A 22,679-nucleotide genomic window follows, 5' to 3' on the forward strand; every position below is an offset into this window, starting at 1 on the left:
CTATTGTGGCCCGCCCGGCAGCCCCCTCCCCGCGCTCCATGCCCAGCACCACCGACACCCCGACCGACGAGCAGTTCCGGGCGATCCAGGCCATCGACGCCTGGTACGCCGACCCCGCGGCCCCCCAGATGTTCTGGCTGGCCGGCGAGGCCGGGACCGGCAAGACCAAGACCACCGTCTTCGCGCTCGATCATCTCCAGGACCGCCGCAACCTGGAGAATTTCGTGGTCGGGGCGCCCACCGGCAAGGCGGCGCAGGTGCTGCGCCGCAAGGGCATCGACCGGGCGGCGACCCTGCATTCGCTGATCTACGCGCCGCGGCAGGACGACGACACCGGCGAGCTGTTCTTCGCCCGCAAGTCGGAGGGCAAGTTCGCCGAGGCCGACCTGATCGTCTGCGACGAAGGCTCGATGGTCGGGGACGACGTGGCGGGCGACCTGCTGCGCTCCGGCAAGAAGATCCTGATGATCGCCGACGACTACCAGCTCCCCCCGGTGACCGGCCAGGGGACGCTGACCAAGGGCGAGCCGGATTTCCGGCTGGTCGAGCCGCACCGCACGGCGCGGGAGAGCCCGGTGATCCGGCTCGCCCATTTGCTGCGCCGGCAGGAGCTGCCGCGCCGCTTCGGCACCGCCGGGAACGCCCACCTCCTGCCGCTGAACCGGGTGACCGAGCCGCTGGCCCTGCGGGTGGACACCCAGACCATCTGCGGCACCCACCGCGTGCGCACCGACTTCACCCGGCGCATCCGCACCCGCCACGGCTTCGACACGGTGATGCCGCAGGCCGGCGAGCGGGTGATCTGCCGCCGCAACGACCGCGAGGAGGGGCTGTTCAACGGCATGATCGGCACGCTGACCCGCCCGGCGGCGGAGGGGCGGGGCCGCCAGGACGGGCTGTGGTCGCTCGGCGTCCATATGGAGGACGAGGTGAAGCCCCGCAGCAAGCTGATGGTCCACCCCTGGATGTTCCAGGCCCATTACAGCGGCGAGACCAAGGCGCCGCGGGTGGAGCGCGACGTGCAGCAGTTCGATTGGGCCTGGATGATCACCTGCCATTCCGCCCAGGGGTCGGAGTTCCCCTCCGTCACCGTGCTCGACGATTCCGCCGCCTTCCGCGAGCACAAATGGCGCTGGCTCTACACCGCCGTCACCCGCTCGCAGGACGAGCTGTTCCTGCTGCTGCGCAACGCCGATCTGGGTGGGAACTGGCGGATGCCGGATCTCGACGGCGTTGCGGGGTGACATTCCCCGGGGCGGGGGAAGGACTTGGTGACACGTCAGAGCAGATGGGCCTGGGCCAGCACCTCGTTGCCGCCGCGCCAGATCATGTCGAGCGCCACATAGGTGATGATGGCGAGGCCGATCCAGCCAATCCAGCGGTGCTTGTGCAGCACATGGGCGATCACGTTGGCCGCGGCGCCCATCAGGACGACGGAGAGCAGAAGGCCGATGACCAGGACCGTCGGATGGTCCTTGGCGGCCCCGGCCACCGCCAGCACGTTGTCGAGCGACATCGACACGTCCGCCACCACGATCTGCCAGACCGCCGCCCCGAAGGTGGTCGTCGCCACCGCCGCACCGATCGCGGCGTCCCCGGAGCCGGAGCCGGTCGCGGCCAGCGCCTCGTCGGGCGTCACCTCGTCCGCCCCTCCGGAGCGCAGCTCGCGGTACATCTTCCAGCAGACCCACAGCAGCAGCACACCGCCGGCCAGGGTCAGCCCGATGATGGCGAGAAGCTGGGTGGTGATCAGGGCGAAGAAGATGCGCAGGATGATGGCGGCGCCGATGCCCCAGAAGATCACCTTGCGGCGCTGCTCCAGGGGAACGGCGGCGGCGGCCATGCCGACCACGATGGCGTTGTCGCCGGCGAGAACGAGGTCGATGGCGACCACCTGCCCAAGGGCGGTGAGCTGCGACCAGAGATCAAGGCTTTCCATATGAGAATCTCTTCGAAGGCTTCGGTTGGGCTCAATAGCGGTGTGCGGTCATCTTTTTTGTTGGGGCTTGCGCTTGAAACAGCGGCCCTGGGGGTTCTGTCGCACGAATCCAACCACGGCGCAGCAGGTTTAGCGTGCAGCGGTGGGTTGCAACGGATGTGGGTGCGGGATCAATCCGGCGCGCGCAGCCGGTAGCCGACGCCGGTCTCGGTCAGGATGTGCGAGGGGCGCTCCGGCTCCGCTTCGATCTTCTGGCGGAGCTGGCGGATGTAGATGCGCAGATACTGCACGTCGGTGTCCGCACCCCACACCTCCCTCAGGATGAAGCGGTGGGTCAGAACCTTGCCGGCATGGGCGACCAGCAGGCGCAGCAGGTCGTACTCGCGGGGCGACAGCTTCACCTCGGCGCCGCGGACCGTCACGATCCGCCGGACCAGATCGACGGCGAGGTCGCCGCTGCGGAACAACGGGCGCTCCCCCTGCTGCTGCAGGCGGTGGCGCAGGGCGGCGCGGATGCGGGCGAGAAGCTCGTCCATGCCGAAGGGCTTGGTCACATAGTCGTCGGCGCCAAGGTCCAGCGCCTCCACCTTCCCCGCTTCGTCGGCGCGGCTGGACAGGACGATGATCGGGGCGGCCACACCGTCGGCGCGCAAGCGGCGGATCACCTCCAGCCCGCCGATCCCCGGCAGGCCGAGGTCGAGCACCAGCAGGTCCGGCGGACGCCGCCGCACCGCCTCCAGCGCGCCCGCGCCATCCTCCGCCTCGGCGATGTCGTAGCCCTGGGCGGACAGTGTGGTGCGCAGGAAGCGGCGGATCGGCGGCTCGTCGTCCACCACCAGGACGCGCAGCGGCAGGGTGTCCGACCTCATGGCGTCTCCTCTTCCTCAAGGCCAGGCCCCTCAAGACTAGGCAGGTCGGCGGCGGCGGGCATGGTCAGTGTGAAGACGGCGCCGGAACGGTCCTTGCGGTTGCCGGCGGCGATGGTGCCGCCCATCGCCTCGACGAAGCCGCGGCAGATCGCCAGCCCCAGCCCGGTCCCGGCGCGCTGCCGGTCCTGAGCCTGGACGCGGTAGAACTTGTCGAAGATGCGCTCGACATCCGCCGCCGGGATGCCGTCGCCCTCGTCCCGCACCTCGATGCGCACCCGACCGCCCTCCCGCGACGCTCCGACCTGGATCAGCGAGCCTGTTGGCGCGTATTTGGCCGCGTTGTCCAGCAGATTGAAGAGAACCTGTTCGAACAGCACGTCGTCCGCCTCCAGCATCGGCAGGTCGGCGGCCAGATCGACGTCCACCCGGTGCCCGGCCAGGATGCGGCCCGCCCGCCCCAGCGCGCTGCCCACCGTCTCGGCCAGATCGACCGGGCCGGTGCGCGGGCGGATCGCCCCCGACTCCAGCCGCGTCATGTCCAGAAGGTTGGCGATGAAGCGGTTCAGCCGCTCCGCCTCCTCCTGGATGGTCGCGGCGAGGTCGCGGCGCGACGCCTCGTCCATCCCGGCGCCGTAGGCGGTCAGGCTGGTCGCCGACCCCAGGATGGAGGCCAGCGGGGTCCTCAGATCGTGGGAGATCGAGGTGAGCAGGGCCGAGCGCAGCCGCTCCGTCTCGGCGGCCAGACGGGCGCGATCGACGTCCTCCGCCAGGGTGACGCGCTCGATGGCGAGTGCCGCCTGATCGGTCAGCGCGTCGAGCAGCCGGCGCTGGTCGGGGGTCAGCAGGGCGCCGGGCTTGCCGGTGCGGGCGGTGTCGGTGTCGATGCCGACCACCCCGACCGGGCCGCGCCCGGTGCGCAGGGGAAGGAACAGCCACTTGGCGCCGGGCAGCGTGTCCGACCCGCGCCCGGCCGGCCGGTTGTTCTCCCAGGCCCAGACGGCGGCGGCGAGGTCGGCCTCGCGCAGCTCGTCCTCCGGCGGGTAGCCGGCGCGGACGGAGACGGTGCCGCCCTCGGGCAGCAGCAGGACCACATGCACCTTCAGCATCGCCGCGATCTGGTGAGCGGTCGCCCACAGCAGGTCGTCCATGGTGACCACACCGGCCAGCTTGCGGCTGAAACCGTACAGGTCTTCGGTCGTCTTGGCGCGCAGCCGGGCGGTGACGGCCTGGGCGCGCACGCGGGCGGTCAGGTTGCTGGCGATCACCGCGACCACCGCGAAGAAGAACAGCGCGACGATGTTCTCCGGGTCGGCGATGGAGAAGGTGTAGAGCGGGTTCAGGAAGAAATAGTTGAAGGCCAGGACGCTGGCGACGCAGGCGTAGAGCGACGGCCCCAGCCCGCCGGTCACCGCGCTGGCCAGCACCGCCGTCAGGAACACCAGCCCGATGTTGCCGACGTCCAGGATCAGATGCAGCAGGTGCCCGACGCCCAGCGCCAGGGCGACATAGCCGGTGGCCGCGGCGTAGGGCCACCAGGACAGCGCCGGGCGGCGGGGGGCCGCGGTGCGCACCGTCTTGGGCGGGATCGGCTCCTCGGCGTCGTCGGCGATGACATGGACGCTGATGCCGCCGGCCTGCCGGATCAGCCGAAAGGCGATGGAGCTGCGCAGCAGTTCCGCCCAGGGGCCGCGGTGGGACTTGGCGATGACGATGTGCGCGACGTTGTTGGCCCGCGCATACTCGACCACCGTGCCGGCCACGTCGCCGCCGGGGATGGTCACCGCCTCGCCGCCCAGCTTCTCGACCAGCCGCAGCGCGTCGGCGATGCGGTCGCGCTCGGCCTCGCTCAGGCGCAGGCTGCGCGGAGTCTCGACGTGCAGCGCGGTCCAATGAGCGCGCAGCCGGTCGGCCTGCCGGCGAGCGTAGCGGACGACGGCGGCGCAGGCGGGGTCCTCGTTCACGCAGACCAGCAGCCGCTCCCCCGCCGCCCAGGGGCCGGCGATGGCGTGGGCCTGCATGTGGGTGAGAAGCTGGTCGTCCACCCGTTGGGCGGTGCGGCGCAGCGCCAACTCGCGCAGCGCCGTCAGGTTGCCGGGGGAGAAGTAATGGCGGATGGCCCGCTCGGCGGTGCGCGGGATATAGACCTTGCCGTCCTTCAACCGCTGGATCAGGTCGTCCGGCGTGATGTCGATGACCTCGATGTCGTCGGCGCGGTCGAGGATCGAGTCCGGCACCGTCTCGCGCACGCGGACGCGGGTGATCCGGGCGACGACGTCGTTCAGGCTCTCCACATGCTGGATGTTCATCGTCGTGTAGACGTCGATCCCGGCGGCGAGGATCTCCTCCACGTCGAGGTAGCGCTTGGCGTGCCGGCTGCCGGGGGCGTTGGTGTGGGCCAACTCGTCCACCAGCACGATGGCCGGGCGGCGGGCGAGGATGGCGTCGAGGTCCATCTCGTCGAGCCGGCGGCCCTTGTACTCGACCTTGCGGCGGGGGATGACCTCCAGTCCGGCGAGCAGCGCCTCGGTCTCGCGCCGGCCATGGGTCTCGACCACGCCAACCACCACGTCCACCCCGTCGCGCCGCTTGGCCTGGGCGGTCAGCAGCATCTCGTAGGTCTTGCCGACGCCGGGGGCCGCACCCAGGAACAGCTTCAGCCGCCCACGCCCCTCCCGCGCCGCCGCGCGCAGGAGCGCTTCGGGCGAAGGCCGGGCAGCGGCGGCGTTTCGATCGTTCGGCATCGGGGGCGGCTTTCGGAACGGATCGACGGCCCCGCCCCTCCCCCGCCCGCAAGGGAGAACGGACGGGAGAACGGACGGGGCCGCCTGTTGACCTTCAGCTAATGCGTCGCCGTGGCGGCGTCGAGGGCGAGATTGAGCCGCAGCACGTTGACCACCGGCTCCCCCAGCGGTCCGAGCAACGAGGGTTCGGTGCTCATGGTGACCAGGGCGCCGACCTGGGCCTCCGACAGACCGCGGGCGCGGGCGACGCGGGGGACCTGGAAGTCGGCGGCGGCGGGCGACAGATGCGGGTCGAGGCCGCTGGCCGAAGTCGTCACCAGCTCGACCGGCACCGGGGCGTTGGGATTCTCGGCCTTCAACCGCTCCGTCTCCTCCCGCACCCGGTCGGCCAGCGCCTGGGCGGTCGGACCCAAGTTGGAACCGCCGGAGGCCGCGGCGTTGTAGGGCGCCGGCACGCTCTTCGACGGATCGGCCGGGTCCGGCCCCAGCGTGGCGGAGGGCCGCCCGTGGAAATAGCCCTCCCCGGCGAAGCCCTGGCCGATCAGGGCGGAGCCGACGACCGTCCCGTTCCGCTCGATCAGGCTGCCGTTGGCCTGATGGGGAAAGACGGACTGGGCGATGCCGGTGACGGCCAGCGGGTAGATCAGCCCGGTCACCACGGTCAGCGCGACGATCATGACGAGGGCGGGACGCAGTTCCTTGATCATGGCGGGTTTCCTCACACGAGTCCGATGGCGGTGACGATCAGGTCGATCAGCTTGATTCCGACGAAGGGCACGATCAGGCCGCCCAGCCCATAGATCAGCAGGTTCCGGCGGAGCAGCCGCGCCGCGCCCACCGCGCGGTAGGCGACGCCGCGCAGCGCCAGCGGGATCAGCGCCACGATGATCAGCGCGTTGAAGATGATCGCCGACAGGATGGCGCTCTCCGGGCTGGCCAGCCCCATCACGTTCAGGGCGCCCAGTTGCGGGTAGAAGGCCAGGAACATGGCCGGGATGATGGCGAAATACTTCGCCACGTCGTTGGCGATGGAGAAGGTGGTCAGGGCGCCGCGGGTCATCAGCAGCTGTTTGCCGATCTCCACGATCTCGATCAGCTTGGTCGGGTCGCTGTCAAGGTCGACCATGTTGCCGGCCTCGCGGGCGGCGACGGTGCCGGTGTTCATCGCCACGCCGACGTCGGCCTGGGCCAGCGCCGGGGCGTCGTTGGTGCCGTCGCCGCACATGGCGACCAGCTTGCCCCGCGCCTGCTCGTCGCGGATCAGCCGCAGCTTCATCTCCGGCGTCGCCTGGGCCAGGAAGTCGTCCACCCCGGCCTCCGCCGCGATGGCGGCGGCGGTCATGGCGTTGTCGCCGGTGATCATCACCGTCTTGATGCCCATCTGGCGCAGCGCCGCGAAGCGCTCCCGGATGCCGCCCTTGACGATGTCCTTCAGGTGGATGACGCCGAGCAGCCGACCGTCGCGGGCAACGACCAGCGGCGTGCCGCCGGACTTGGCGACGCGCTCCGCGATGGCCTGCACCTCGCGCACCGCCGCTTCCAGGGAAGGATCGGGGCGGAGCGCGGTGACGGTGTTGCCCTGGTGGGCGGCGCCCGCACCGAGCGCCCGCACATGGGACAGCACCGCGTCCACGGCGCCCTTGCGGATGGTCACGCCGTCGCTGTCGATGCCGCTCAGCCGCGTCTGGGCGGTGAAGGGCACGAAGCGGGCGTGCAGCCCGGCCATATCGCGGGCGCGGATGCCGTATTTCTCCTTCGCCAGGACGGTGATGGATCGGCCCTCCGGCGTCTCGTCGGCCAGCGAGGCGAGCTGGGCGGCGTCGGCGAGGTCGCGGTCGGCCACGCCGGAGATCGGCAGAAACTCCGCCGCCTGACGGTTGCCCAGCGTGATCGTGCCGGTCTTGTCGAGCAGCAGCGTGTCCACGTCGCCCGCCGCCTCCACCGCCCGGCCCGACATGGCCAGCACGTTGAAGCGCACCAGCCGGTCCATGCCGGCGATGCCGATGGCCGACAGCAGCGCGCCGATGGTGGTGGGGATCAGCGTGACGAACAGCGCCGCCAGCACCAGCACCCCGACCGAGCCGCCGGCGTAGGCGGCGAAGCTGGGGATGGTCGCCACGGCGATGACGAAGATGACCGTCATGCCGGCCAGCAGGATGTTCAGCGCGATCTCGTTGGGCGTCTTCTGCCGCTGCGCGCCCTCCACCAGCCCGATCATGCGGTCGAGGAAGGTGTTGCCCTGCGCCGCGGTGATCCGCACCTTGATCCAGTCGGAGATCACCTGCGTGCCGCCGGTCACCGCCGAGCGGTCGCCACCGGATTCGCGGACGACCGGGGCGGACTCGCCGGTGATCGCGGCCTCGTTGACGCTGGCCACGCCCTCCACCACCTCGCCGTCGGAGGGGATGAGGTCGCCCGCCTCCACCAGAACGAGATCGCCGGGCTTCAGGAGGGTTGCCGGAACGCTCTCCCAACCCTCGCCAGCCAGCCGCTTGGCGGTGGTCTCGGTGCGGGTACGGCGCAGGCTGGCCGCCTGGGCCTTGCCGCGGCCCTCCGCCACCGCCTCCGCGAAGTTGGCGAAGAGCAGGGTGAACCACAGCCACAGCACGATCTGCAGGGAGAAGCCGATCCCCCCGGCGCCGCTAAGCAGGTCGCGCAGGAACAGCGGCGTGGTCAGTGCCGCCACCACCTCCACGCAGAACATCACCGGGTTGCGGGCCATCAGCCGCGGGTCGAGCTTGCGGACGGAGCCGGCGACGGCGGGCAACAGGATGGCCGGGTCCAGCAGCGTGGAGGCCGGAGTCCGGGTGGCGGTTTTCGAATGGGTGTCCATGGAGGGTCCCCGGTCAGAAGAGGAGGCCGGCGCGCATCGCCAGATGCTCGGCCACCGGGCCGAGGGCGAGCGCCGGGAAGAAGGTCAGGCCGCCGACGATCAGGATGACGCCGGCCAGCAGCCCGACGAACAGGCTGCCATGGGTCGGGAAGGTGCCGGCCGAGGCCGCGCTGCGCGTCTTGGCGGCGAGCGAGCCGGCGACCGCCAGCATCGGCACGATGACCAGGAAGCGGCCCACCAGCATCCCGGCCGCCAGCGTCAGGTTGTACCAGAGCGTGTTGCCCGACAGCCCGCCGAAGGCGCTGCCGTTGTTGGCCGCCGCCGATACGTAGGCGTAGAGCGCCTCCGAGAAGCCGTGCGGCCCGGCGTTGGCGAGCGAGGCGAGGCCGGTGTCCAGCACCACGGCGAAGGCGGTGCCGCCCAGCATCATCAAGGGCAGGCAGAGCACGGCGAGCATGGTCATCTTGACCTCCTTCGCCTCCAGCTTCTTGCCCAGATACTCCGGCGTGCGCCCGACCATCAGCCCGGCGACGAACATGGTGACGATGGCGAACAGCAGCATGCCGTAGAGGCCGGCCCCGACGCCGCCGACGATGATCTCGCCCAGCATCATGTTGACCATCGGCACCATGCCGCCCAGCGGCATGAAGCTGTCGTGCATGGCGTTGACCGCGCCGCAGGAGGCCGCCGTGGTCACCGCGGCGAACAGGGCGCTCATGGCGATGCCGAAACGGGTCTCCTTGCCTTCCATGTTGCCGGCGCTTCCGTCCAGCCCGAAGGCGGCGAAGGCCGGATTGCCCTGGGCTTCCGCCCAATAGACGGCGGCGGCGGCGATGAAGAACAGCAGGCCCATGGCGGCCAGGATGGCCCAGCCCTGCCGCTCGTCCCCGGCCATGCGCCCGAACAGGTTGGTCAGCCCGGCGCCGATGGCGAAGATCGACAGCATCTGCACCAGATTGGTCAGGGCGTTCGGATTCTCGAAGGGATGGGCGGAGTTGGCGTTGAAGAAGCCGCCACCGTTGGTGCCCAGCATCTTGATCGCCTCCTGCGAGGCGACGGGGCCGAGCGCGATGGTTTGCTTGACACCCTCCAGCGTGGTGGCGTCCACCGTCCCGGCCAGCGTCTGCGGCACGCCCTGCCAGACCAGGAACAGCGCGTAGAGCAGGCTGAGCGGCAGCAGCAGGTAGAGCGTGCCGCGGGTCAGGTCGGTCCAGAAATTGCCGACCGTCCGCGCCCCGTTGCGGGTGAAGCCGCGGACCAGCGCCACGGCCAGCGCGATGCCGGTCGCCGCGGAGACGAAGTTCTGCACGGTCAGCCCGGCCATCTGCACGAGGTGGCTCATCGTGCTTTCACCGCCGTAATTCTGCCAGTTCGTGTTAGTGACGAAGCTGGCGGCGGTGTTGAAGGCGAGATCGGCGGGGACCGCCGCCATGCCCGTAGGATTCAGGGGCAGGACGCCCTGCAGGCGCTGCAGCGCGTAGAGCAGCAGCAGGCCGGCGACGTTGAACAGCAGCATGGCGACGGCGTAGGTCACCCAATGCTGTTCGGCCTTCGCGTCCACCCCGGCCAAGCGGTAGAGCCCGCGCTCGACGGGGCCGAGCAGCGGCGACAGCAGCGTGCGCTCACCATTGAACAGCCGCGTCATGTAGCCGCCAAGCGGGCGCGCCACGGCGGCCACGAGGGCGGCGAAGAGCAGAATGTTTATCCAGCCGCTGACGGTCATGGGAGTCTCCTCAGAACCGTTCGGGGCGGATCAGGGCGTACACGAGGTAGCCCAGCAGCCCGGCGGCGACGAGGCCGCCGAGCGCGTAATCGACGAACATGGCGCAGCCCCCCTCACAAGCGGTCGCAGGCGTGCACATAGGCGATGGACGCGGCGAAGAAGGCCGCGGTGATCGCCAGCGCGATGATGTCCAGCATGGTTGCCTCCGGTGCGCGTCCGGAGAGCCGGGCGCGCGTCAGCGTGAATCGGATGCCGGCACGGCTGTGTCCGGCACGATCAGGCTGCGCCCGAAGCGCGTATAGATTCGAGGGGGGTGGTGGGGGGCGTGGAATATAGGCGGCGTATATGGTGGGCTGGCAAGTGCGTGAAATGGTGAGGTTCTTGCCCCCACCCCGGCCCTCCCCCGCTGCGCAGGGGAGGGAGAATCAAGTCCCCTCCCCTGCGACAGCGGGGGAGGGTTAGGGAGGGGGCACCGTCAGCACAGCGACACGCCCCCCTCACCTGCCCGGCGTTTCCTCCATCCGGCGGATAAGCAAGTCGCACGGCCCCTGGAGATGCTCCCGCATCAGGAACTCCACCCGCCCGCTCTGGCGGCGGGCGATGGCGTCGAGGATGCGGCGGTGCTCCTCGTTGTACTGGCGCAGGGTTGGGCCGTCCTTCTCCATCTCGAGGACGTCGTAGATCTTCGGAACCCGGTAGACGGTCTGGAAGGAGCGGTTGAACAGTCCGCTCGGCACCAGCCCCATCAGGGTGGTGTGGAAGCGCTGGTTCAGCAGGCGCCACTGCTCCAGCGCCTCCCCCTCCAGCGGGCTGTCGCCGGCGATCAGCGCCTCGGCACGGTCGAGGCCGTTGCGCAGCGCCCGCTCCACGTCGAGCGGCAGGCCGCGCTCCGCCACGATGCGGCAGCCGTGCCCCTCCAGCAGGGCGCGCATCTCGTAGCTCTCAAGAAGGTCGCGCCGGGTGAACTGGCGCACCGTGTAGCCGCGGTTGGTCTCGTAAGTGACCAGCCCTTCCCGCTCCGCCGCCACCAGCGCCTCGCGGATCGGGGTCCGCGACACGCCGAACTGGGCGGCCAGCTCCGCCTCCTTCAGCTTGGTGCCGGGGAGCAGCTTGCCCTCCAGCACCCGGTTGCGCAGGGTGGTCATGATGGAGCCGACCTGTTCGGACCGGACGGTCCCGGTCGCTTTCTCATCGCTGAACGGGGTCACGGTGTCCTCCGGCCGGGGTTTCGGGCGCCGGCGGTTGGAAAAGGGCGGGGCAAGGGATTGCGTTCTATCGGCGGCGCAGGAATCGCACAAGCAGAACGCTCATCAGGATCGTCCCGAACAGCCGAAGCGTTTGCAGGGTGAGTATGAAGGGCACGTCGGCGGCGCTGCCCAGCGCCACCACCGTCACCGAATCCAGCCCGCCCGGGCTGGTCGCCAGATAGGCGGTCAGCAGGTCCTTGCCGGTCAGCGTGACCAGCAGCCAGGCGGAGCCGAGCGACATCGTCACCAGACCGAAGGTGGACAGCAGCATCAGCGGCACCGACGCCACCAGATCGCGCAGCAGTTCCCGCCGGAAGCGCAGGCCGGTCGTCCAGCCGATGATCGTGAAGGCGACGGCGATCAGCCAGGACGGCGAGTCCAGCACCACCAGCCCGGTCATGTTGAGCGTGCCGCCGAGCAGGATCGGCCCCAGCAGTGCCCCCGCCGGAAGCCGCGTCACGGTCCCAGCCCAGCCGCCGGCCAGCGCGACCGCCACCAGCGCCAGTGTCGAGGCGACGGAGGCCGACGGCGCGGGAACGGCGCCGGGAACGGCGATCGGCACGGGAACGCTGCCCAGAAGGAAATGGCAGACCAGCGAGGCCAGGACGACGACCACGATCACCCGCAGATACTGCATAACGGCGACGAAGCGCGGGTCGCCGCCGAAATCGCCGGCCATGGCGATCATCGCCGGGGCGGCGCCCGGCATGGTCCCCCACAGGGCGGTGCCGCCGGGAAAGCGGCCCGACCGTTCCAGCAGCCAGCCGACCAGCACCGCGCCGGCCAGCATCGTGGACAGCGCCATCAGCATGGGAAACCAGTGCAGCGCCACGTCGTGCAGGATGGTCACGTCCATGGACCGGGCGACGACGCCCCCCGTCAGCGCCTGGGCCAGCCAGGAGAAGCGCTTGGGCAGTTCGATGGAAGCGCCGCGCACCCCCAGCAGGATCGCCGCCGCCATCGGGCCGAGCAGCGTCGCGCCGGGAAGGCCGGCCACCATGAACAGGGCGGTGAACAGGAGGGTCGCCCCCACCAGCAGGCACCATTGGAGGGGATTGGAAAGGGGCATCATGTCGGCAGATTGCTCAGGGGCGCGCCCGCCGGTCGGCCGCAGGCGCGCCACCGCTCCATAAAGTTCGGATGGGGTCAGAGGCGGACGGGTGGGATCAGGCGGCCACGGCCTCGGCCTGCTTCTCGACGTAGGCCATCACCTCCGCCACCGGCAGCACGTCGCCGTACTTGGCGTTCATGTCGAACAGGGCGGAATCGTGCGGGGCTTGGTGGCGGTCGCCCACGCATTCGGCGGGGACGATGACCCGGAAGCCGTGGGACACCGCGTCCACCGCCGTCGCCCGCACGCAGCCGCTGGTCGAGCAGCCGGTGAGAATCACCGTGTCGCACTCCATCACGCGCAGCATGGTGCTGAGCGGCGTGCCGAAGAAGGCGGAGGAATGGTGCTTGACCAGCACGACGTCCTGCGGCTCCGGCGTCACGCGGGCGTCGAACTCGGCCAGCGGATTGTCGGCGGTGAAGGCGCGCAGCGCCGGGATCTTTTTGACGAACATGCCGCCTTCGGTCCCGGCCGCGTCATAGACGACCTTGGTGTAGATGACCGGCAGGCCGGCGCGGCGGGCGGCGGCGTAGAGCGGCACGCTGGCGATCGTCGCATCCACCACACCCTGCCCGAAGAAGGGGGCGCCGGGCTGGGTGTAGAAGTCGATGAAGTCGATGGAGATGATGGCGGCCTTCCGCCCGAAGCCGATGCGGTTCTGGAAGACGCCGGAATAGTTGTCCTTGAGTTCGTCGGTGACGCTGAACATGGAGTGATCCTCAGGCTGATTGCAGGGGGATGGGACGGATGGGCGGATAGCCGATGTCCTGAAGGACCGCCGTGGCGACCTCGGACCGGGTTTCCGGGGTTTCGGGGAAATGACAGGCGACTTGGTCGGTGCCGCCGCAGGCTCTCAATGCCGGCTGGTCGATCAGGCAGGCGCGCGGCAGCAGGGCGTCGCCGCTGCGCTCAGTGGGCACGCCGCCCGCCGCCGCGACGAGCCGCGCCCGGTAGCAGCGCGGGTGGAAGCGGCAGCCCGGCGGCACGTTGGTGGCCGAGCCGATCTCGCCCATCGTCACCGAGGTGCGGCGGCGGTTGCGCATCCGCACGTCGGCGATGGGCACCGCCGCCAGCAGCGAGACGGTGTAGGGGTGCAGCGGCCGGCGGTAGAGGTTGTCGCGCTCCGCCATCTCCACGACCTTGCCGAGATACATCACGGCGATGCGGTGGCTGACATGGCGGACCACCGCCAGATCGTGGGCGATGAACAGGTAGGACAGCCCGCGCTCCCGCTGGATGCGCTGGAGCAGGTTGATGATCTGCGCCTGGATCGACACGTCGAGCGCCGACACCGGCTCGTCCAGCACCAGGATCTTGGGGTCGAGCGTCAGGGCGCGGGCGATGCCGATGCGCTGGCGCTGGCCGCCGGAGAACTGGTGCGGGTAACGGTCGGCGTGCGAGGGGTCGAGCCCGACGAGGCTCATCACCCCGGCGACCTTCTGCGGCCCGTCGCCGTCCCACAGGCCATGGACCTTCAGCGGCTCGGCGATGCTCTGGCCGATGGTGACGCGCGGGTCGAGCGATCCGTAGGGGTCTTGGAAGACCATCTGGATGTCGCGCCGCATCGCCTGCATCTCGGCCTTCGACACGCCGGTCACGTCGCGCCCGTCGACCAGCAGCCGCCCGCTGGTCGGCTCGACCAACCGCAGGGCGAGGCGGCCCAGCGTGCTCTTGCCGCTGCCGCTCTCGCCGACCAGCCCCAGCGTCTCGCCGGCGCGGATGGTCAGCGACACGCCGTCCACCGCCCGCACCGCCTTGCCGGCCGCCTTGAACAGGCCGCCGCGGCGGGTGAAGACGCGGGTGGCGTCGACGAGTTCCAGGGCCGGAGGCGGTGCGGAGAGGGTATCGCTCATCGGGTGGCCTCCTTCCGGTCGGGCAGGTCTTCGTGGAAACAGGCGCTGCGGTGGCCGGAGCGGTCGCCGGCCAGCGGCAGCGGCCGCCGGGTGCAGCAGTCCGCCCGCCCGCGGCCGACCGTGCAGCGCGGCTCGAAGGCGCAGCCGGGCGGCAGGCGGGCGACGTTGGGCGGCTGACCCTCGATGGCCGGAAGCTCCTCGTCCACCGGGCCGTCGAGGCGGGGGATGCTGCGGAACAGCGCGCGGGTGTAGGGGTGGCGGGGCTTGGTGAAGACCTCCTCCATGGAGCCGGTCTCGACCAGCCGCCCGGCGTACATCACCGCCACGTCGTCGGCGTATTTGGCGACCAGCCCCAGGTCGTGGGTGATGAGGACCAGCGCCATGCCGGTCTCCGCCTGGAGGTCGGCCAGCAGGTCGAGGATCTGCGCCTGCACCGTCACGTCGAGCGCCGTGGTCGGCTCGTCGGCGATCAGGATCTTCGGCGACAGGGCGATGGCCATGGCGATCAGCACGCGCTGGCGCTGCCCGCCGCTGAGCTGGTGCGGGTAGTCGTCCACCCGCCGCGCCGGGTCGGGGATCTGGACGCGGGCCAGCAGCTCGATGGCGCGGGCGCGGGCGGCGGCCCGGCCGATGCGCTGGTGGGCCCGCAGCACCTCGACGATCTGCTCGCCGATGGTGAAGACGGGGTTCAGCGCGGTCAGCGGGTCCTGGAAGATCATCGAAATGACCGCCCCGCGCAGGCGGCGCAGCCGCTCCGGCGGCTGGTGTAGGATGTCGGCGCCGTCGATCCGCACCTCGCCGCGGCGGACGCGGCCCGGTGCGGCGACGAGGCCGAGCGCGGAGAGGAAGGTCATCGACTTGCCCGATCCGGACTCGCCGACCACCGCCAGCGTGCCGCCGGCCCGCACGGCGAGCGACACGCCGTCGATGACGGTGACCGGCCCGTCGTCGCCGGGAAAGACCGTGGTCAGGTCGCGCAGCTCCAGCGCGACCGGGCGGGGGGCCGTGGCGGGGGCGACCGGAGCCGCCGGGGCCACGGGATGAAGGTTGGGCATGGGCATTCTCACAGCACGCGTCCGGAGGAGCGGCGCATCTGCGGGTCGAGCGTGTCGCGCAACCCGTCCCCCAGCAGGTTCAGGGCGACCACCATCACCGCGATGCAGATCCCCGCCGACAGCGAGATCAGCGGGTTGGAGGCCAGGAAGCTCTGCCCGTCGGCGATGACGTTGCCCCAGGTCGGGGCCGGCGGCTGGACGCCGAGGCCGAGGAAGCTCAGGCCCGCTTCGGCCAGGATGGCGGTGGCGGCGCTGACCGTGGCGACCACGATCACCGGCGGCAGGCTGTTCGGCACGACGTGCAGGAACAGCAGCCGCATCGTGCCCATGCCGATGGCCCGCGACGCCTCGACGTAGGTGCGCGGCTTGATCGTCAGGACGACCGCCCGCATCACCGCGGCGACCCGCGGCGTGAAGGCCAGCGCCACGGCGATGATGACCGACTCCAGCGAGGAGCCGCGCGCCGCCACCAGGGCGAGCGCCAGCAGGAAGCCGGGGAAGGCCAGCAGGATGTCGATGATCGAGACGGTCACCCGCTCGATCCAGCCGCCGAAGAAACCGGCGACCGCGCCGATCACCATCCCCAGCGACAGCGAGAGCGCCATCACCGCGACGGCGACCTGGAGCGAGATGCGGGTGCCCCAGATCAGGCGGGACAGCACGTCGCGCCCGAACTGGTCGGTGCCCAGGAGATGCGCGGCCGAGGGCGGGGCCAGCGTGTTGGCGAGGTCGGTCTCAAGCGGCGACATCGGGGCGATCCAGGGGGCCGCCACCGCCACGATCAGCAGCAGGGTCAGCAGGATCACGCCGATCAGGAAGCCCGGATGGCGGAAGTAGCGCATCAGGGACGACCGCCGCGCCGAAGCGGACGCGGAGAGGGGTGCTGTGGCTGCCATGGGTCACCGTGTGGACAGGCGCGGATCGACCAGCCCGTAGGCGAGGTCGAGCAGGCTGTTGACGAGGACGACGGCGACGGCCAGCACCAGCACGCCCGCCTGGACGAGCTGGTAGTCGCGGGCCGAGACCGCCTTCAGGATCATCGAGCCGATGCCGGGCCGGCTGAACACCACCTCGATCAGGATGGCGCTGCCCAGCGACCAGGCGAAGGTCACCCCGACGATGGCGAGGATCGGCACCAGCGCGTTCTTCAGCGCCAGCCGCCACACCACCCGGCGCTCCGGCACGCCCATCGCGCGGGCGACGCGGATGCAGTCCTGGCCCAGCACCTCCAGCATCGCCGAGCGGGTCAGGCGGGTGATGTAGGCGGCGACCGAGATGCCCAGCACGCCGGCCGGAAGCACCAGATGGTGCAGGTGGGTGAGGAGCCCGCCGCCCGAGCTGGCCCCCAGCGCCGGGAACCATTTCAGCTCCTGCGAGAACAGCAGGACGGAGGCAAGGCCGAGCCAGAAGACCGGGAAGGAGATGCCGAACAGCGCGACGATCATGATCAGCATGTCGCTCCACGACCCCTGCCGCTCCGCCGTGAGGATGCCGAGCGGGATGCCGATCGCCACCGCCACCGCGAGGCCGGCGAAGGCCAGGATCGCGGAGTCGGGAAGGCTGAACAGGATCTCTTCCAGCGCCGGGCGGCCGGTGACCACCGACGACCCGAAATCCCCGGTGACGGCGCGCAGCACGTAGAGCCCGTACTGCACATAGACCGGCTGGTCGAGGCCGAGCTGGGCGCGCAGCGTGGCGAGCGCCTCCTCGGTGGCGTAGTCGCCCAGCATGTACTGGGCGGGGTCGCCGGGGATCATCCGAACCAGGAAGAAGGTCACGGTCACGATGCCGAACACCGTGATCGCGAGCTGAGAGAGTTGGCGAAGAAGCCGGTCCATCGTCACGCCTCCAGCAGCGAGACCGGATAGGCGCTCATCGTGAACAGGGAGTTCTGGACGAAGCCGGAGACCTTCTTGGTGTGGGCGATGAACAGGTGATCGGCGTACAGCGGGATCACCGGCACGTCGCCCATGACCTTGGCCTGGATCTTCCCGTAGACCTCCTTGCGGGCGGCGTCGCCCTGGGCCTGCCGGGCGGCGGCGATCAGGTCCTCGACGCCCTCGTAATGGGCGGTGTTGAGGCCCGGCGGGAAGGAGGACTTGGCGAACAGCGACAGGATCGGGCTGTCCGGGTCCGGCGCGCCGACGACGCCGGTGATGCAGGTTGGCACCGTGCCCTTGTTGCGCGCCTGGAGGTAGGCGCCGCGCTCCAGCACCTTGATCTTGGCGTCGATGCCCACGGCGGCGAGGTCGCTGGCGATCGGCACGACGATCTTGTCGTAGGGGTTGGCGCCCGGCGCCACGAGGTCGAGCGAGAAGGACCCCACACCGGCCTCCTTGAGCAGCGCCTTGGCCTTCGCCGGGTCATAGGGGAACAGCGGGACCTGGTCGGTGAATTCCTGGAAGGAAGACGTCAGGAAGCCGCTCGCCTCCGACTTGGTGCCCTTGAAGAAGCCGTCGATCAGCGCCTTGCGGTTGATGGCGTGGTAGATCGCCTGCCGCACCCGCACATCGCCCAGCGGCTTGATCGAGGTGTTGAGGACGAGGTTGATCGTGTGGTTGGCGTCGCGGTCGTGCACGGTGACCAGACCGCCGCCCTTCAGACGCTGGATGACCTCCGGCTGCTGCAGGCCGAAGAAGATGTCGATCTCGCCGTTCTCCAGGGCGATGGCCGCCGCCGTCTCGTCCTTGATGACGCGGAACTGCACCTCCTCGACCTTGGGAGCGCCCGCGAAATAGTCCTTGTTGGCGGACAGCTTGACCTCGCGGCCCGGCGCCCAGTTCTGGAACACGAAGGGGCCGGTGCCGATGGGGTTCAGCGCGAAGGCCTTGTCGCCGATCTCGCCCAGCGCCTTGCGGCTGACGATCCAGCCCTGGTTGAAGGCCGACACCTTGTGCAGGAAGCCGGAGTTCGGCTCCTTCAGCGTGATGACCACCGTGTCGGGGGCCGGCGTCTCGATGGACTTGATGGAGGCGAGCTGCCCGCTGTAGCTGCTGCCGGTCTGCGGGTCGAGCACGCGTTCGAACGAGAATTTCACGTCGTCGGAGGTGAAGGGACCGAAGCCCTTGTGCCAGGTGACGCCGCTGCGCAGGGCGAAGCTGTAGACGGTGCCGTCGCCGGAGATGTCCCAGCCGGTGGCGAGGTCGGGGACGATGGCGTTGCTCGCCTCGTCATACTTGACCAGCCCGTTGAAGATCTGGGTGGCGACCGTCTGGTTCTCGATCTGGAAGATGCGGGCGGGATCCAGGTTGCCGATGTCGCTGCCGATGCGCACCCGCAGGACCGGCGGCGCCGCCGACGCCGGCAGAGGCCAGCCGCTGCCCGCCACCAGGGCGCCGGCGGCCAGCAACGTGCCGAACTGGCGGCGGTTGACGCCGCTCCGCTCGATCCGGCCGGCCCGTTCCTTGCGATTGATCCCGTCCATAAGCCTGCTCCTCTGTGTCCAAGATTTTACGGGCAGCGCTGATATTTGTCCGGTCTATTTTTGCACACAATCTGCGCTGGACCCTTATGTCCGACCAAATTCGCAGGAATCGTGCCACCCTGCGGCAGGCTGTCGCAGGCCGCCTATAAATCATTTTATATCAGCTGTTTAATGTTGAGTTTCGTGGCATTGCTTAGGAATACAGCAATATGCATATCTGCGCAAAAGGCGGGCAGAGGCGGATTTGAAATGGTGAAACTATGGACTTTGAATGCAAAAAAACCTCGTTGTATGCTGACTGGGCGCCCGTGACGCGGCGCTGCAGCGGAAGAAGGAACCTCCTGAAATGAGCGATCTTTCCATCTACGACCGCCAGGGCATCGGCAAGCCGCTCGGCTTCGGCCGCAAGTGCGCCCTCCTCGTTATCGATTTCCAGATCGGGTTCACGCGCGAGGACGCCTTCGGCGGCTTCAACATCAACAGCGCCATCACCGCCACGGGAAAGTTGCTCGGACATGTCCGCCCGCTGGGCATGCCGATCGCCCACGCCTGCTTCATTGCGCCGGAGGCGCCGGGCGGCATCGGCCCGTTCGGCGAGAAGATTCCGTCGCTGCTGACGCTGACCGCCGACTCGCCCGACGTCGCCTTCGCTCCGGAGGTCGCGCCGCTGCCCAACGAGTTCATCGTGCGCAAGCAGCACGCCTCGGCCTTCTTCGGCACCGCCCTGTCATCCTGGCTGCGGGCGAACGCGGTCGACACGCTGCTGGTCACCGGCTGCACGACCTCGGGCTGCGTGCGGGCCAGCGTGATCGACGCCTCCGCCCACGGGCTGCGCCCGATCATCGTGGAGGAGTGCGTCGGCGACCGGGCAGAGGAGCCGCACCGCGCCAACCTGTTCGACATGGGCAAGAAATACGCCGACGTGATGCCGCTGGAATCGGTCATCGCCCATCTGGCGCTGGCGGACGCCGCCTGACCCGGCGGCCCCACAGCTAAGCGCAACGAAGCGACTTCAACAGGCCGTCGCCGGAGCAGTTCGTCCGAAGCCATCCGGCACGCGAGCGGAAAGCAGCAACGCATGTCCGAACTTTCGACAACGCATCCGGCCCGGTCCGGCGGCGGCAGCCCATCCATGCCCGGCGCCAGCGAGGCGGAAACCCGTGCCCGCCTCGCCCGCATCGAGAGCCTGAACCCGATCGTCAACGCCCTGCTGGCGGTGGACGCCGACGGGGCGATCCGCCGGGCGCGGGCGCAGGACGAGGCGCGGGCGGCGGGGGACTGGCCCGGCCTGCTCGACGGGGTGACGGTCACCGTCAAGGACTGCTTCGAACTGGCCGGGGAGACGACCAGCTACGGCTCGTCCGCCCGCTTCGCCCGGATGGGGCAACAGGACGCCCCAGTGGTGCGCCGCCTGCGCGACGCCGGGGCCATCCTGGTCGGGCGCAACAACCTGTCCGAATTCTGCCTGGGCTCGACGAACCAGAACGAGCATCACGGCCCCTGCCGGAATCCCTGGGACACCGGCCGGGTTCCCGGCGGGTCGAGCGGCGGGTCGGCGGCGTCGGTCGCCGCCGGGCTGTGCCGGGTGTCCATCGGCACCGACACCGGCGGCTCCATCCGCATCCCGGCGGCGCTCTGCGGGGTGGTCGGGCTGCGGCCCAGCGTCGGCCGGGTGTCGAACACCGGCGTGATCCCGTGCAGCGTCGATTTCGACACCGTCGGCCCGCTGGCCTACTCGGTCGCCGATGTGGCGCGCGCCTTCGCCGCCATCGCCGGTTACGACCCGGAGGACCCGAATTCGGTCGACGTGCCGCTCGGCAACTTCCTTCCGGATGTGAAGGCGGGGATCGCCGGCACGCGCATCGGGCTGCCGCGCAACTTCTACTTCGACAGTCTCCAGCCCGCGGTGGCGGAGCGGGTGCGCGCGGCGGCGGCGGTGCTGGAGAAGGCCGGCGCTGTTCTGGTGGACATCACCATCGAGGACGCGGAGGTGGCGCAGGCCCGCACCGCCTTCTCGCTGCTCGTCGCCGACATGGCGCAATACCACCTCGACAAGATGGAGACGGCGCCGGAGTCCATCGGGCCGGAGGTGCTGCGCCGCCTGCAGCTCGGCCTGCCGGTGTCGGGCGTGCAGTACGCGGACTCCCGGCGCTGGCTGGCCTCCTGGAAGCTGCGCTTCCGCGCGCTGTTCGAGCGGGTGGACCTGATCCTCACCCCGACCACCCCCATCGTGGCGCCGCGCATCTACGACAGCGCCGACATGATCGAGGCGACGCGGGCGGTCAGCCGCTTCACCTACGGCTTCGGCGCGCTTGGCCTGCCCGCCATGTCGGTGCCCTGCGGCTTCGACGGCGACGGGATGCCGGTGGGCATGCAGATCGTCGGGCGCTGGTTCGACGAGCCGCTGGTCTTCCGCGCCGGGGCGGCCTTCCAGGCGGCGACCGACCACCACCGCCAGCGCCCCGCCCTGCCCGCCTGATGCCTCCCGCCTGATTTCCCGAAAGGACCCGCCATGGAACCGTTCGAACTCACGGCCAGCGAGGCCGCCCACGCCATCCGCGACGGCCGCCTGACCAGCGAGGCGCTGGTCCGCTCCTGCCTGGAGCGGATCGAAGACCGCGATCCGGAGGTGCGCGCCTGGATCACCGTCGATCCCGCCCTGGCGCTGGCCGCCGCGCGGGAGGCCGACAAGCGCCCTGCCGCCGGCCCGCTGCACGGCCTGCCCTTCGGCGTGAAGGACGTGATCGACACCGCCGACCTGCCAACCACCCAGAACTCGCCGATCTTCCAGGGCCACCGGCCCGCCCGCGACGCCGCCTGCGTGGCCATCGCGCGCAGCGCCGGGGGAATCCTGCTGGGCAAGACCGACACGGTGGAGTTCGCCTCCGGCGGGCGCAAGGCGGCGACGCGCAACCCGATCAACCCCGCCCACACGCCGGGCGGCTCCTCCTCCGGGTCGGGGGCGGCGGTCGGCGACCGGCATGTGCCGCTGGCCTTCGGTACCCAGACCGGTGGTTCGCACATCCGCCCCGCCGCCTTCAACGGCATCTACGGCTTCAAGCCGACCTGGGGCGTCGTCAGCCGCGAGGGGATGAAGCATTACGCGGTGTCCCTCGACACGCTGGGCTGGTACGGGCGTTCGGTCGCCGACCTCGCGCTGATGGCCGAGGCGTTCCAGTTGGAAGGCATGGGCAAGACTCCGCCGATCAAATTGGCCGGCCTGCGCGTCGGGCTCTGCCGCTCCCCCGTCTGGTCGCGCATCGAGCCGGCGGGCGAAGCGGCGCTGCTGCTCGCCGCCCGGCGGCTGGAGGAGGCCGGCGCGGTGGTCGTGCCCTTCGAGCTGCCGGACGCCTTCTCGACCCTGGCCGAGGTGCAGGACGTGATCCGCCGCGGCGAGGGGCGGGCCTCCTTCCTCGACCTCTACATCAGCGACCGCCATCGGCTGCACCCCGAACTGGCCGACCATTGCGAGCACAACCACGGCATCACCACGCGCACCCTGACCGAGGCCTACGACGTCGCCGACACCTGCCGGCCGCGCTTCGCCGCCCTGTTCGAGTCCATCGACGTGATCCTGACCCCGCCCGCGCCCGGCGAGGCGCCGGAGGGGCTGCACACGACGGGCGACCACATCTTCAACTCGATCTGGACGGTGCTGCACGTCCCCTGCCTCGCCATGCCCTGCGGCCGCGGGCCATGCGGGCTTCCGGTCGGGGTGCAGCTGGTGGCGCCGCGTTTCCAGGACGCCGCCCTGCTGGCGATGGCCGAAGCCATGGCCCCGGTGGTCGACGTGTGAGAGTGGCGTCCCCCCGGAAACTTTCCCGGACCGGGCGGGTTGGACGGGTGCGGCGCCGCAGCCGGGCGCCCGAGGACGGGAGGAGAGG

Annotated in this window: 19 protein-coding genes; 4 read left to right on the forward strand and 15 right to left on the reverse strand. The window is 70.2% G+C overall.

Going from position 1 to position 22,679, the window contains the following annotated elements; genetic code table 11:
* The first annotated feature begins 38 nt into the window (after positions 1–38).
* Entirely contained in the window at positions 39–1,244 is a 1,206-nt protein-coding gene (locus ACFPMG_RS28180) for an ATP-dependent DNA helicase (protein WP_376998504.1), read from the forward strand.
* 35 nt (positions 1,245–1,279) lie between these two features.
* Here ACFPMG_RS28180 and ACFPMG_RS28185 read toward each other — a convergent pair whose 3' ends face one another.
* The 15 genes from ACFPMG_RS28185 to ACFPMG_RS28255 form a co-directional block, all read right to left on the reverse strand.
* On the reverse strand, positions 1,280–1,939 hold the full coding sequence (locus ACFPMG_RS28185) for a TerC family protein (RefSeq protein WP_376998505.1): 660 nt from the start codon (positions 1,937–1,939) through the stop codon (positions 1,280–1,282).
* A 170-nt stretch (positions 1,940–2,109) separates the two neighbouring features.
* Complete coding sequence (locus ACFPMG_RS28190; RefSeq protein ID WP_376998506.1) at positions 2,110–2,808, reverse strand: response regulator; 699 nt, start codon at positions 2,806–2,808, stop codon at positions 2,110–2,112.
* The gene (locus ACFPMG_RS28195) at positions 2,805–5,549 is read right to left on the reverse strand and encodes a DUF4118 domain-containing protein (RefSeq protein WP_376998507.1); all 2,745 of its coding nucleotides are present in this window, start codon (positions 5,547–5,549) and stop codon (positions 2,805–2,807) included. The genes ACFPMG_RS28190 and ACFPMG_RS28195 overlap by 4 nt, the downstream gene beginning before the upstream one ends.
* A 98-nt stretch (positions 5,550–5,647) precedes the next feature.
* On the reverse strand, positions 5,648–6,256 hold the full coding sequence (locus ACFPMG_RS28200; protein ID WP_376998508.1) for a K(+)-transporting ATPase subunit C: 609 nt from the start codon (positions 6,254–6,256) through the stop codon (positions 5,648–5,650).
* Between the two features lie 11 nt (positions 6,257–6,267).
* A complete protein-coding gene (gene kdpB, locus ACFPMG_RS28205; protein ID WP_376998509.1) occupies positions 6,268–8,382 on the reverse strand; it encodes a potassium-transporting ATPase subunit KdpB in 2,115 nt (704 codons plus the stop codon).
* A 13-nt stretch (positions 8,383–8,395) separates the two neighbouring features.
* Positions 8,396–10,105 (reverse strand): potassium-transporting ATPase subunit KdpA, encoded by a 1,710-nt coding sequence (kdpA, locus tag ACFPMG_RS28210; protein WP_376998510.1) that lies wholly within the window; start codon positions 10,103–10,105, stop codon positions 8,396–8,398.
* A 10-nt stretch (positions 10,106–10,115) separates the two neighbouring features.
* Positions 10,116–10,205 carry a K(+)-transporting ATPase subunit F gene (locus ACFPMG_RS28215; protein ID WP_014242079.1) on the reverse strand — a complete coding sequence of 30 codons (90 nt, stop codon included), beginning with the start codon at positions 10,203–10,205 and terminating at the stop codon, positions 10,116–10,118.
* A 397-nt stretch (positions 10,206–10,602) separates the two neighbouring features.
* The gene (locus ACFPMG_RS28220) at positions 10,603–11,313 is read right to left on the reverse strand and encodes a GntR family transcriptional regulator (RefSeq protein WP_376998511.1); all 711 of its coding nucleotides are present in this window, start codon (positions 11,311–11,313) and stop codon (positions 10,603–10,605) included.
* Between the two features lie 64 nt (positions 11,314–11,377).
* Positions 11,378–12,424, reverse strand: a complete 1,047-nt coding sequence (locus ACFPMG_RS28225) for an AbrB family transcriptional regulator (protein WP_376998512.1) — start codon at positions 12,422–12,424, stop codon at positions 11,378–11,380.
* 94 nt (positions 12,425–12,518) lie between these two features.
* Entirely contained in the window at positions 12,519–13,172 is a 654-nt protein-coding gene (locus tag ACFPMG_RS28230) for an isochorismatase family protein (protein ID WP_040136979.1), read from the reverse strand.
* A gap of 10 nt (positions 13,173–13,182) precedes the next feature.
* Positions 13,183–14,316 (reverse strand): ABC transporter ATP-binding protein, encoded by a 1,134-nt coding sequence (locus ACFPMG_RS28235; protein WP_376998513.1) that lies wholly within the window; start codon positions 14,314–14,316, stop codon positions 13,183–13,185.
* Positions 14,313–15,371: an ABC transporter ATP-binding protein gene (locus tag ACFPMG_RS28240; protein ID WP_376998514.1), complete on the reverse strand. Its 1,059-nt coding sequence runs from the start codon at positions 15,369–15,371 to the stop codon at positions 14,313–14,315. The genes ACFPMG_RS28235 and ACFPMG_RS28240 overlap by 4 nt, the downstream gene beginning before the upstream one ends.
* An 8-nt stretch (positions 15,372–15,379) precedes the next feature.
* Positions 15,380–16,213 carry an ABC transporter permease gene (locus ACFPMG_RS28245; RefSeq protein WP_376998515.1) on the reverse strand — a complete coding sequence of 278 codons (834 nt, stop codon included), beginning with the start codon at positions 16,211–16,213 and terminating at the stop codon, positions 15,380–15,382.
* Between the two features lie 57 nt (positions 16,214–16,270).
* Complete coding sequence (locus ACFPMG_RS28250; protein ID WP_349619848.1) at positions 16,271–17,209, reverse strand: ABC transporter permease; 939 nt, start codon at positions 17,207–17,209, stop codon at positions 16,271–16,273.
* Between the two features lie 2 nt (positions 17,210–17,211).
* Positions 17,212–18,795 (reverse strand): ABC transporter substrate-binding protein, encoded by a 1,584-nt coding sequence (locus ACFPMG_RS28255; protein WP_376998516.1) that lies wholly within the window; start codon positions 18,793–18,795, stop codon positions 17,212–17,214.
* Positions 18,796–19,141: 346 nt separating this feature from the next.
* Here ACFPMG_RS28255 and ACFPMG_RS28260 point away from each other — a divergent pair, with 346 nt between their 5' ends.
* The 3 genes from ACFPMG_RS28260 (at position 19,142) to ACFPMG_RS28270 (ending at position 22,591) form a co-directional block, all read left to right on the forward strand.
* Positions 19,142–19,771: an isochorismatase family protein gene (locus ACFPMG_RS28260; RefSeq protein ID WP_376998517.1), complete on the forward strand. Its 630-nt coding sequence runs from the start codon at positions 19,142–19,144 to the stop codon at positions 19,769–19,771.
* Positions 19,772–19,873: 102 nt separating this feature from the next.
* Positions 19,874–21,274 carry an amidase gene (locus ACFPMG_RS28265; RefSeq protein WP_376998518.1) on the forward strand — a complete coding sequence of 467 codons (1,401 nt, stop codon included), beginning with the start codon at positions 19,874–19,876 and terminating at the stop codon, positions 21,272–21,274.
* Between the two features lie 33 nt (positions 21,275–21,307).
* Positions 21,308–22,591, forward strand: coding sequence for an amidase (locus ACFPMG_RS28270; protein ID WP_376998519.1), 1,284 nt, complete (start codon positions 21,308–21,310; stop codon positions 22,589–22,591).
* Positions 22,592–22,679: the final 88 nt, after the last annotated feature.

Source organism: Azospirillum himalayense, assembly GCF_042657465.1.
Taxonomy (GTDB): domain Bacteria; phylum Pseudomonadota; class Alphaproteobacteria; order Azospirillales; family Azospirillaceae; genus Azospirillum; species Azospirillum himalayense.